This is a genomic window from Neobacillus terrae (assembly GCF_011393025.1).
Lineage (GTDB): Bacteria > Bacillota > Bacilli > Bacillales > Cytobacillaceae > Neobacillus_A > Neobacillus_A terrae.
Genome location: NZ_JAAOEO010000011.1, coordinates 62,916 through 75,342 on the forward strand (window position 1 = coordinate 62,916; position 12,427 = coordinate 75,342).

Annotated in this window: 10 protein-coding genes and 1 pseudogene; 6 read left to right on the forward strand and 5 right to left on the reverse strand. The window is 38.1% G+C overall.

Annotated features, from left to right (window positions below):
- Positions 1-381: 381 nt before the first annotated feature.
- The 4 genes and pseudogenes from treP to G8761_RS16300 form a co-directional block, all read left to right on the forward strand.
- Positions 382-1,797, forward strand: a complete 1,416-nt coding sequence (gene treP, locus G8761_RS16285) for a PTS system trehalose-specific EIIBC component (RefSeq protein WP_166028541.1) — start codon at positions 382-384, stop codon at positions 1,795-1,797.
- An 87-nt stretch (positions 1,798-1,884) separates the two neighbouring features.
- Entirely contained in the window at positions 1,885-3,543 is a 1,659-nt protein-coding gene (gene treC, locus G8761_RS16290) for an alpha,alpha-phosphotrehalase (RefSeq protein ID WP_166028542.1), read from the forward strand.
- Between the two features lie 18 nt (positions 3,544-3,561).
- A complete protein-coding gene (treR, locus tag G8761_RS16295; RefSeq protein ID WP_207789243.1) occupies positions 3,562-4,281 on the forward strand; it encodes a trehalose operon repressor in 720 nt (239 codons plus the stop codon).
- A gap of 151 nt (positions 4,282-4,432) precedes the next feature.
- Positions 4,433-5,473: pseudogene (locus G8761_RS16300) on the forward strand (cytochrome P450); the annotation flags it as partial.
- 172 nt (positions 5,474-5,645) lie between these two features.
- Here G8761_RS16300 and G8761_RS16305 read toward each other — a convergent pair.
- The 4 genes from G8761_RS16305 to G8761_RS16320 all read right to left on the reverse strand — a co-directional run bounded on the left by G8761_RS16305 (position 5,646) and on the right by G8761_RS16320 (position 8,488).
- Positions 5,646-6,521: a GNAT family N-acetyltransferase gene (locus G8761_RS16305; RefSeq protein ID WP_166028548.1), complete on the reverse strand. Its 876-nt coding sequence runs from the start codon at positions 6,519-6,521 to the stop codon at positions 5,646-5,648.
- Positions 6,521-6,685 carry a hypothetical protein gene (locus tag G8761_RS16310; RefSeq protein ID WP_166028550.1) on the reverse strand — a complete coding sequence of 55 codons (165 nt, stop codon included), beginning with the start codon at positions 6,683-6,685 and terminating at the stop codon, positions 6,521-6,523. The genes G8761_RS16305 and G8761_RS16310 overlap by 1 nt, the downstream gene beginning before the upstream one ends.
- Before the next feature lie 422 nt (positions 6,686-7,107).
- Positions 7,108-7,434 (reverse strand): hypothetical protein, encoded by a 327-nt coding sequence (locus G8761_RS16315; protein ID WP_166028552.1) that lies wholly within the window; start codon positions 7,432-7,434, stop codon positions 7,108-7,110.
- A gap of 103 nt (positions 7,435-7,537) precedes the next feature.
- A complete protein-coding gene (locus tag G8761_RS16320) occupies positions 7,538-8,488 on the reverse strand; it encodes a Gfo/Idh/MocA family protein (RefSeq protein WP_166028554.1) in 951 nt (316 codons plus the stop codon).
- Positions 8,489-8,631: 143 nt separating this feature from the next.
- On the opposite strand from G8761_RS16320, the gene pepF reads away from it, so the two are divergent.
- Positions 8,632-10,446 carry an oligoendopeptidase F gene (gene pepF, locus G8761_RS16325; protein WP_166028556.1) on the forward strand — a complete coding sequence of 605 codons (1,815 nt, stop codon included), beginning with the start codon at positions 8,632-8,634 and terminating at the stop codon, positions 10,444-10,446.
- A 187-nt stretch (positions 10,447-10,633) separates the two neighbouring features.
- Positions 10,634-11,710, forward strand: a complete 1,077-nt coding sequence (locus G8761_RS16330) for a Gfo/Idh/MocA family protein (RefSeq protein ID WP_166028558.1) — start codon at positions 10,634-10,636, stop codon at positions 11,708-11,710.
- 355 nt (positions 11,711-12,065) lie between these two features.
- On the opposite strand, the gene G8761_RS16335 is transcribed toward G8761_RS16330, so the two are convergent.
- On the reverse strand, positions 12,066-12,353 hold the full coding sequence (locus G8761_RS16335) for a hypothetical protein (protein WP_166028560.1): 288 nt from the start codon (positions 12,351-12,353) through the stop codon (positions 12,066-12,068).
- Between the last annotated feature and the right edge of the window lie 74 nt (positions 12,354-12,427).

Here is a 12,427-nt window from a genome sequence, read left to right on the forward strand (position 1 = left end):
GATTATATCTCCTATTATTTCTTCACCCTTCTTACTTTCTCCTTTTTCATTCCAAAGTCTTCCTTTAAATCTATTGAGGGCTTCATATTCATGAAGATTCTAGGGCATCTTACCTAACTAGAATAATTTTCTATTAATTTTTTCAAATTTTTTTCTTGATAATCTTGTATATACAAGATAAGATATTAAACATAACTTGTATATACAGGTAGAAAAATGAAAGCGGTTATATATGAATTGATCGGGATATAAGGCAATTGGAATTTTTTATTTTTTGTAAATGTAACCCCTTTCGGTAAATGTATCTCTCTTTCATATTAAATGGAATGAGGCTGACCAAATTTCCGGTAGCTTTGATCCCCATAATAGGAGGGTTTAATAATGGATTTACGGCAACAGGCAGGAGAAATCCTAGAAGCAGTCGGCGGCAAAGATAATATTGCAGCAGCTACACACTGTGTTACACGTTTACGCTTTGCCTTAAAAGATGAAGCGAAAGTAAACAAAGAAGAACTAGAAAAAATTGAGGCTGTCAAAGGCTCCTTTTCGAGCAATGGCCAATTCCAAGTTGTTATAGGGCAGGGAACAGTAGATAAAGTCTACAATGAATTAGCCGATATCGCTGGAATTCATCATGCAACGAAAGACGATGTAAAAGCTGCATCCGCAGAAAAGCTAAACCCAATACAGCGTGCGATTAAAACACTTGCTGATATCTTTATCCCTATACTTCCGGCAATCGTTACAGCCGGTTTATTGATGGGTATAAACAATATTTTGGCCAACCCTGGAATATTCTATAAACAGGCATTTATCGAGGTTCATCCCGCATGGGCAGACCTTGCCAATATGATTAACATTATTGCTAACACATCATTCGTCTTCCTTCCTGGTTTGATTGGATGGTCGGCTGTGAAAAAATTTGGCGGAAATCCTCTGCTTGGTATTGTTTTAGGTTTAATGCTTGTCCATCCAGATCTTTTAAATGCATGGGGTTATGGGGAAGCATTAAAAGCACATAAGGTACCTCACTGGAATCTATTTGGTCTGAGCATTCAAAAAATAGGTTATCAGGGACAGGTTCTCCCAGTTCTATTCGCATCTTATGTTCTAGCAAAAATAGAAGTGTTTTTACGCAAAAAAATTCCGGATGCATTCCAGCTATTATTGGTTGCTCCAATTGCTCTTTTAGTTACAGGTTTTGCCTCTTTCATTATCATTGGACCAATCACCTTTGCTATTGGTAATGCATTAACAACCGGTTTAGTTTCAATCTTTAATAATTTCCCTGCACTGGGTGGAATTATCTACGGCGGACTTTATGGTTTATTGGTTGTAACCGGTATGCACCATACTTTCCTTGCTGTTGATATCCAGCTTATCGGAAGCACAGGAAGCACGTTCCTATGGCCTATGCTTGCCCTGTCAAACATTGCCCAAGGCTCGGCAGCACTTGCTATAATGTTCGCTTCAAAAGACGAAAAATTAAAAGGACTTTCTTTTACATCTGCAATTTCTGCATGGCTTGGCATTACAGAACCGGCAATGTTTGGTGTAAACCTGCGCTATCGTTTCCCATTTATTTCGGCTCTTGTAGGTTCTGCACTTGGGGGATTACTCCTTACAATCAATCATGTTCGTGCAACATCGATAGGTGTAGGCGGTCTTCCTGGATTCCTGTCTATTTATCCAAATAAATGGTCAGTATTCTTTATGGGTATGGCAATAGTTCTTGTTGTTCCTTTCGTTGCAACTTACCTAATTGCATTACGCAGAAGAAAAAATAACAGCCTGTAAGATTGACAATAAAAAGGACTTTAGCAACCAGGCACTAATACTGGTTGCTATTGTTCTTCTATAAACTAAAAAGGTGGTTACAGTTAAATGGAACAACCATGGTGGAAAAAATCAGTTGTTTATCAGATCTATCCAAAAAGCTTTCGTGATACAACAGGCAATGGTGTAGGTGATATACAGGGCATCGTTGAAAAGCTCGATTATTTGAAAACTCTTGGTATAGAAGTAATTTGGCTCACTCCTGTTTATGAATCTCCACAGCGGGATAACGGATATGACATTAGTGATTATTATAAAATTTATGAACCATATGGATCGATGGAAGATTTTGAACTTCTATTAAAAGAAGCCCATGAACGAGGAATAAAAATTCTGATGGATATTGTTGTTAACCATACATCTACTGAGCATTCATGGTTTAAGGACGCCAAAACATCCAAGGACAGTCCATACCGTGATTACTATGTATGGAAAGACAGCCCAACTAATTGGGAGTCAAAATTTGGCGGTTCTGCATGGGAGTTTAACCAAGAAACAAACGAGTACTACCTTCATTTGTTTGATGTAACACAGGCCGACTTAAACTGGGAAAACTCCGCAATGCGCCAGGATATTTATAAAATGATGAAATACTGGCTTGATAAAGGTGTTGATGGATTCCGCCTGGATGTCATCAACCTAATTTCAAAAGATCAAAGCTTCCCGGATGATACTCCACCAGGAGATGGCCGCCGTTTCTATACTGATGGCCCTAAGATTCATAAGTATTTAAATGAAATGAACAGAGAAGTTTTTTCAAAATATAGCATGATGACTGTTGGTGAAATGTCCTCTACTACTATTGATAACTGTATTAAGTATACAAATCCAGAACGCCATGAACTTGATATGACTTTTAATTTCCATCATTTAAAAGTGGATTATCCAAATGGAGACAAATGGACGAAGGCTGACTTTGACTTTCTAGCTTTAAAACAAATACTCTCAAAATGGCAAACCGAAATGTATAATGGCGGAGGCTGGAACGCCCTTTTCTGGTGTAATCATGACCAGCCCAGAGCTATTTCACGGTTTGGCGATGATGGAAAATATCGTGTAGAATCTGGTAAAATGCTAGGAACTGCTATGCATTTTCTTCAAGGAACTCCTTATATTTATCAGGGAGAAGAAATCGGAATGACAAACCCTAATTTTAGCGATATAGATGAATACCGCGATGTTGAATCTCTCAATATGTATCAAATCTTGCTTGGCAGAGGTTTGTCCAAGAAAGAAGTAATCGACATTTTAAAGCAAAAGTCCCGTGATAATTCACGTACACCAATGCAATGGAACAGCAGCGTTAATGGCGGATTCACCAAAGGAACACCATGGATTGAAGCAGCATCTAACTTTAAGGACATAAACGCAGAACAGGCACTAATAGATAAAAACTCCATTTTTCATCATTACAAAGAGCTTATCCGTCTGCGTAAAGAGCTTAATATTATTACGGAGGGAGATTACCAGCTTTTCCTTCCCGATCATCAACAGCTTTTCACTTATCTTCGCAGCTGGCAGGATGAGAAACTGCTAGTTGTTAACAATTTTTATGGAACAGAAACAGAGTTCGTGTTACCATCTGAATTAGGACTCGAAGAATATCATAGCAGTATTTTGTTATCGAACTATAAGGATACTTCCCAATCATTTAAAAAATTTAAATTGCGCCCTTTTGAGTCCGTCGTGTTTCATCTAAAGAAATAGTTCCAAATCGGATGTGATTTGATGAATAAATTTATGCTTATATACAATCAGATGGTTGACAAAATTGAGAAGGGGGAATACCCCCCTTCTACCCTCCTTCCTTCTGAAAACGAATTGAAGGACTCTTTTCAAACATCCAGAGAAACAATTCGGAAAGCATTAAATCTGTTATCTCAAAATGGTTATATTCAAAAAATACGCGGCAAGGGCTCAGTTGTTATTGATATAACAAAGATGAATCTCCCTGTCTCGGGACTTGTAAGTTTCAAGGAACTTGCAGAAAAAATGGGCAGAGAACCTATTACAACTGTTCATGAACTTTCTCTTATTCATCCCGATCGTGAACTTACTTCCCATTTGAATCCTCATCCAAAGGATCTCATTTGGAAGGTTGTTCGTACTCGGGAAATTGGGGGAGAAAAAGTTATTCTCGATAAAGACTATCTTTTAAAAAGTGCGGTTCCCACTTTGACAAAAGAAGTATGCGAGGATTCTATTTATTCTTATATTGAGAATCAGCTTGGCTTACAAATAAGCTTTGCAAAAAAGGAAATTTTAATTGAGGAACCCACAGAAGAAGATCATTCTTTTCTTGACATAGATGGCTTTCATAATGTGGTTGTCATACGAAGCCAGGTATTTCTGGAGGATGCGTCACTTTTTCAATACACAGAATCCCGGCACCGCCCAGATAAATTCCGGTTCGTTGACTTCGCAAGAAGACGGCCAACTGTATAGGAACCCGCCACTATCGGCGGGTTCTTTTTGTTATATAATCCAGCTCGATGAAATGGCACTTGGAGCCTAGAGAAAGTCCTTTTAGTATGCGCTCTATATTATAAGAAGGATATAATCCACTTTACTAAACATGGAATTGAAGATAAATGGTGCAGCACCTAAAAGAGTGCAAAAACCTTATTTGGAGTCGATGCCATACAAACAAAAGATGGTGATATACATAAATCCAGAAAGCTTTTGTTTATGTCCCTCATGACTCCACCTCACCAAAAACGCCTCGCTGAGCTTGCGATGGAACAATGGAAGGCAAAAAGCATTCAATGAAAGGCATGGAAAATGTTGTCCTTTTTGAAGAGTCAAAAGAGATTTTATGCCGAATTGCATGCCATTGGGCGGTTGTTCCCTTAAAGGGATTCGAAGTAAATGAACGGGCAGAAGAATTCCATGATATGGTGGATGTTTTTGGAGCAGTTGGGCCAAGACATTGGAAAGGAAGACGGGCTCGAACAAAAACTGAGGATTGGATTATAGGAGTCATAGAAGATGTACGAAATGGTGAGCTTCAGGCTGATGCAGGGTCAGCTCTCCATAAAATGGCTTTTTACAAAGAACCGGCTGGAAGCCAATTGGATAGCAAAATAGCAGCTGTAGAACTAATTACTGTGTTAAGACCAATTGTTGCAATAGCTACATTAATAACCTTTTCTGCTCTGGCTCTTCATAACTATCCTGAATACAAAGGAAAGCTTCAATCGGGTGGTAATGAACTTAAAGAGATATTTGCACAAGAGGTTCGCAGATTCTATCCAATTGGCCCCTTTGTTGGAGCAAGAGCAAGAAAAGATTTTGAATGGCATAACGCAGAATTTAAAGAAGGTATGCTAGTTTTGCTTGATATGTACGGTACCAGCCATCATTCCCGGCTTTGGGATAACCCGTTTTCCTGCCGGAGAGGTTTCAAGACAAGGAAGAAAATTTATATGACTTTATTCCCCAGGGAGGCGGTGCCCCGGCCAAAGGCCATCGCTGCCCGGGTGAAGGCATCGTCGTAGAGTTAATGAAAACAAGCCTAAATTTTCTGGTGAACCATATTGAATTTGAAGTTCCAAATCAGGATTTAACCTTTAGTCTAGCCAAAATACCAACACGTCCAGAGAGCGGATTTATGATGACAAATATTAAAAGGAAATAGCGGCGCGGAGGTCCTATGGTATCACATTAAATTGAAACAAAAAGGGATGGATTTTAATAGGAAAAGGAGTTTAAAAACACATAAAGGAAAGGATAAACCTCTTAATGCTGGATTCCCTTTATTAAGTACCATTCCCACAATTTAGAACTTGCAAATCAGTTGCAGGTTTTTCTTATGCTTGCGAAGTAATGGGGTGCCTAAGGAATTGAGGTAAAGGTATATTAGCATTATTTTTAACAAATAAAATATTACCGCCTTCATATCTTTCCTTTATAATAGGCCTTTTCAGTACAGGCGGCGTAAAGTGGAAAACCACTTTACTGGTATTTTCAGCTGCCAATTGTTTTACGATGTTTTCTATATCGGGGTTAATTGTTTCGCTGATTAAATCAAAAAGGTGCAGAACCTCATCTTTCTGTTGGCATATAGCAAGGACATTATCTTTTTCCAAAAAATAAAAATCCTCTGTAAAAACTTTTAAAGCATAAAACATAAGCAATTCTGGTGTATCAGATGTGTCAAAATAAGCTGATAAATTTTTTCTTCCGGCTGCAAAGTTATATATAAACTCTTTATCCTTATCAATATCGAGACATCTAATATTAGTATTTTCATTGTGAACTCCTTGAAACTCGATTGAAAATAAAGTTTCATCGAACTCACAAAATCCAAATTTCGGGTAGTAATCAAGAACTGATTGATTGGCAAATAGATAGATTAATTGACAGTCTTTATACTCTTCCATTACCTTTTCCATAAGGATTCGCGAATAACCACGACCACGGTAAGCTATCTCTGTCATAACTGTACCGATTTGCAAAGCGGAAATTTTCTTACCGTTTATGAGCAGATTCACCTTATTTACAGATACATTGGCGACGATTTCGCCTCCTTCTCTAAGAGAATAGGGAACATATTTTTCCGTCCAATATCCTTCTTGGTACCAATCCTCAAAGTTAATTCCAAAAGTTTTTTCAGACAGTTCGTTAAAACTCTTTCGTAAAATATGATTATTTTTATAATCTTTTATAAAAGTTATATTAGCCATCATTTCCTCTCCCTTGTCTCCATAGCCTTATAGAGCTTAGCTGTAAGGCTTCGAAAAAACTTAACTTCATCAAGCGTGAATCCGCCATAGTATTTATCAATGATTTCGTTATCTGCTTTGTCGTAATCCTTGAAAAGCAGGAATCCTTTATCATCAAGACGCACTAACACTTCTCTTCTGTCTTGTAAATTTACTTCATTGTTTAAAAAGCACCCTCTATCCAATCCCTCTATTAATTTGATCAGAGAACTGGGTAATAGAGTTAATTCTTCTGAAAGTTCATTAACAGTTATCTTCTTAGAATCTCTTACTGCCCTAAGCAGTAAAAGCTGTTTTGGTGTAAAACCATGGTTAAATAGTGACTCATATTTTTATGTTATATGGGTTTTGAATTTCTCAAGGAATGCAAAGGCATCTTTAATAACTTGAGTTTTTCATTCATTGCTTTAACCTCTTCTACATTTTATGTATATAAAATATTCATGCATATAAATCAATAAATTGTCAATTGCAAATAAAAAACCTTAAAATAAAAAAGCAGCCTCCTCCCCCCTTTATTGGGATTAGAAAGCTGCTGCTCTTTACATTATTTAATTTTTTTTAACACTTCATGAATATCCTTTTGAGTCAATTCCTTTGCCTGCTGAAAATTTCGAATCCTCATACCTGCCCAATGATCATAAAGTCTTGCCAAGTCATTTCGGTCGTATACTTTATTGGCAAATTCCTTAAAGAAATAGAATAAAAGTACATTAACGATATTCGACGGCAGCTGGCGCCTATTTGAAAGCGACCTGAGCGCCAGAAAGTCAAGACCCCGGGTGTTTCCATTGGTTAAGACACTTAACATTTCTTCAGGTGTAGCTTTCTGACAAAATTCATTAAATTCATTTTTATTTAAGTCTATAATCATAGAACAAATCTCCTGATTTAATCATCTTCTATACACTTATACACCAAAATAGCCATTCTCTAAACCTAAATTACTATATTTTTAGCTGCAATTACTAATTTTCCTACCGATTAGCTTCCCTTAATTTTTCCAATACTATCTGAGCATCATAACCTGCCTTAAAATCAATTAGATTTGCCTGTTTACCTTTAATCGCTTTCACCAATTCATCAATAAGTGATCCAGTTAAAGAGTCATTTTTTTTCAAACTCATTATTGGCTCTCCGATCTTTCCTCCTTCAAGTTCCGACCAATTCAAAAGAGAAAGAGTACCCTCTGTTCCGTAAACGGTAAAAGCAATTTCTTCTTTTCCTGCAATTTGACTAAGACCATCCATTAATATAGGTGTCCCTTCCTCGGTTTCAAGCTGAGCGATAACACCAACTTCGCAGGCTTGCAAATCATCTGGATACGCTAGGAAATGATTTAGGACATGAACAGGACCGAAAATTCTTTGCATTTGCTGTATAAAATGTACGCCTACTTCAAGAACATAGCCCCCCTGTTCTCTTCCGCCCACCCATTCATTCTGCTGCCAGGCCCGTGGCCACTGTGGGAAACGCAATTTTAATTCAACTCTTCGGAGCTTTCCTATGTATCCGCTTTCTATTAAAGATACAAACGTATTACAGCCGGATTCATAATTTAGTGGAAAGTTCATTGCTTGAATGATGCCCTTTTCCCTGGCATGCAGATATATTCTTTCTGCTTCCTCTAGTGAATTCGCCAATGGTTTTTCACAAAGCACATGAAGACCCTTTTCTATAACAGCTGTTACAGCTTGAAAGTGATATTTTGGAGGTACTGCTACATAAACAAGATCTAAATCTATTTCGTCTAGCATTTTTTCATAATCGGTAAAAGCACGTGCGTTTTCGAGTTCTCTAGCTGTTTTTATTGCAAGTTCCTCTATTCGGTCACAAACAGCCGTTATCTCGATTTCAGGATGATTGTTAAATCCTTTTATAAGACGTTGACCGATTGCACCTAATCCAATGATGGCTGTTCTAATCATTTTTTTACCCCTCTTTACTTTATGAATTCTTTTAATAATAACAGAATATTTTCTATTTAAAACCTATTTATTTATTGACTTAATTTTCTAATAATATAATATTATACTTAGGTTTGCGAAATAATACTAGGGGGAAAATCAACATGAAAAAAACAGTTGAAAAACGGCTTGTCCGCTCGGAAGTTCCAGTAGAAAAGACTTGGAATCTTGATGCTTTATTTGTTTCTGACCAAGCGTGGGAAAATGAATTAAAAGTTATTGATTCTGAAATTGCGATATTTGACCAATTTAAAGGGAACCTGAAGAACGGTGCATCTACTCTCCTCGAATGTTTAAGTGCTCAGGAAAAGCTCTCAATGAAGCTTATTAAGGCTTTGACTTTTGCAAGTTTACGTCAATCAGCGGATGGAACTGATCCTATTAATCAGGCAAATTCAGCCAAAATTTCTTCGCTTAGAACAAAATTAAGTGCTGCTCTATCATTTATTGATTCCGAGATCCTTTCACTGCAGGAAGGTACAGTAAAAAAATACATAGAAGAAGAACCAGAGTTAAAACCTTTTGAAAACAGACTAGTTGAACTGCTGGATACCAGAAAACATAAACTTTCTCCAGAAACCGAAGAGGCACTTGCTGCTTTGGGAGAAGTCCAGGCTGCTCCTTATAAAATTTATGAAATGGGCAAATTAGCCGATATGCAGTTCTCTCCTATTCAGGATGAGGAAGGAAATGAACTTCCTGTTTCTTTCGCACTTTTTGAAAACCGTTATGAGTTTTCCTCTGATACAGATGTAAGAAGAAAAGCATATGACTCTTTCGTTAATTCATTAAAGCAATACAAAAATACTTTTGCAGCAGCCTATTCAACAGAAATAGCTAAGCAGACAGCACTATCGAAGCTGAGAAAATATGATTCTGTTACGGATATGCTGCTTGAGCCTCAGCAGGTTACACAGGAAATGTATCATAATCAGCTGGATATTATTTTTAAGGAACTTGCGCCTCATATGCGACGGTTTGCCCAGTTGAAAAAGGATCTGCTTGGTCTTGATAAAATGCTTTACTGTGATTTAAAGGCACCAATTGAACCTGATTTTAATCCAGAGACCTCTTACAATCAGGCAAAGGAGGTTATCCTTGAAGCCCTCAAGGTTATGGGTCCTAAGTATAGCGAGATAATGGAAAAAGCTTTTGCTGAACGATGGATTGATACAGCTGATAATGTTGGAAAATCAACTGGTGCTTTCTGTTCAAGCCCATATGGGGCACACCCATATATCCTAGTTACCTGGCAGGATAATATGCGCAGTGCTTTTACACTTGCCCATGAGCTTGGTCATGCCGGACATTTCTATCTTGCTAATAAGAACCAGCGAGTTATGAATACAAGGCCATCAACATATTTTGTCGAAGCTCCTTCTACCATGAACGAATTATTGTTGGGTCAATATTTAATGGAGAGCACAAATGATAAGCAAATGAAGCGCTGGATCATTTTACAGCTTCTAGGAACATATTATCACAATTTTGTTACCCATTTGCTTGAAGGAGAATATCAGCGCAGAGTTTACAACCTTGCAGAAAATGGTACTGCACTTACAGCGAAAACTCTCTCAGAAGTAACCGGGGCAGTTCTATCCGAATTCTGGGGTGATACTGTTGAAATTGATGAAGGTGCAGCACTTACCTGGATGCGCCAGCCACACTATTATATGGGCCTTTACCCATACACTTACTCGTCAGGCCTTACTGCATCTACTGCACTGGCCCAAAAAATTCAGGAAGAAGGCCAGCCAGTTGTTGAAAGATGGCTTGAGGTTCTCCGTGCCGGTGGTACATTAAAACCGCTTGAATTGCTTCGCCATGCTGGTATTGATATGTCCACTCCTGAACCAATCCGAAATGCAGTAGCTTATGTTGGTTCGCTCGTCGACGAATTAGTCCGTTCGTATGAATAAATGCTTGCTAAGGATTAAGTATCTGTCTATCTTAAAATAATATTCTATTTATTAAGGGACCGGGTGAACTCCCGGCCCCTTTCATTAGTTAATAAGAATTTATATCTATTAAATTTGTACGCTCAAGACTAAAGTATCCCCCAAAAGGAATTGACGTTGCAGATATTTCTAAAAAGGAGTTGTTTTTATGAAGAAATTTAGAGTGGGTATTATTGGAACAGGATTTGGAGCACGTGTTCATGCCCCCATGTTTAAAAATCATGAGGGATTTGAATCAGTTGCAATTGCGAGTGTATCCAGGGGAAATATTGAGGAAGCCAGGGAGACAAGCGGCATCGAGAACGTATATACTGACTGGCGCCTAATGCTGGAAAAAGAAGAACTAGACCTGATCGTGGTTGCATCCGCAGTAGACTTTCACCGAGAAATGACAGAGGCTGCATATCAAAAAGGAGTCCATGTACTTTGTGAGAAGCCAATGGCATTTGATACAGCCGAGGTTGAAGAAATGGTGAAAGCGAAAGAAAAGTCTGGAAATATGGGATTGATCAATCATGAGTTCCGTTTCCTTCCAGCAAGATTAAAGGTGAAAGAAATTTTGGATAGCGGAAAGCTTGGTAATATTCTTCATGTCAGATATCTTTGCTCATTTGCCAGCTTAACCTCCCTTACTTCCAGAACACGAGGATGGCTGGGACGGGCAGAAAAAGGTGGAGGAATGCTCGGGGCAATTGGTTCACATATGACGGATTCCCTACAATGGTGGATGGGAAGCGAATACCGTGAAGTGTTTGCCAATCTTCCTATTCATGTTCCTGTTCAGACAGACACAGAAGGAAATACAGAACACCGTACTGCAGATGATGGGTTTCAGGTAGTCGGGACACTAGGAAACGGCACTACCGTTACAATGGAGCTTATATCGGCTGCCCGGAAAACCGCCAATGATTGGCGTCTTGAAATTTTTGGCACAAATGGAACACTTTTAATGCTGGATGATAAGGAAGTATTTTTATCAGAAGGTGATGGACCACTAGAGAAGGTAGAGCTTTTAAAAGATTTGAATGCTCCTGCAGATATGCCAGCGGTTGCGGCACGCTACTATAATGGCTTCCATCGAATGCTCGATGCTTTATACGATTCTCTTGAAAGAGGACAAAAGCATCCATCTCTCGCTGACTTTGAGACAGGAAAGAACACACAGCAGGTTTTGGACGCTATCAGGCTCTCATCCAAGGAAGGAAGAAAAATCAGCTTAGGATAAAGTAAAACGGGTGTCAGGATTAATTCCTGACACCCTAGCTTTATTAGTTAATAAATTCTTTATCAATATTAAAGTTTGGTTTGTCTTTTAGGAACTTTAATTCATAGGAAGAATCTGAGAAATCCTGGATTGCCTGGTTATCTACCTTATAAGTAAATCCAATGCGTTCCCAGGCACGGTCAACAACAGACTTGGAAAACTTTTGTCCAGTTGTCTTTTTAATATCATTAATCGTAATCTTTTCAGCTTCTTCTGGATTCTTATTGATGAAACTTACTGCATCTTTGTGGGCATCGATAATTTCCTGAACCAGCTTAGGATTATCTTTGATTTCTTTTCCTGCTTTTTTGTGGATTTATATTAAATCATCCGCAGCCATTTCATAATCAGCTTTATTTTTCAAATAACGTCCGAATCTTGCAAGTGCAATTGCAGTTAATGATAATGCTGCATTAAATATCACAGTGAATACCATCATTTTTGTTAAACCGTATGTATAACCAAAGATACCGCCAATTAACGCACTAATGATCACAACAATAAGAAAATGAAGTTTCGGAAAGAAGAAACCAACCAACCCGCTGAACAACAGAACAACGGACCCCATGAACATTGTATAAATTAGCAGCATTACTAAATCCATCGCTTTCCCTCCCAAATAGATGTAAAACAGGCTGCATTCAACATATTCCCCATAATTTTGGAAGTTAATCCTCT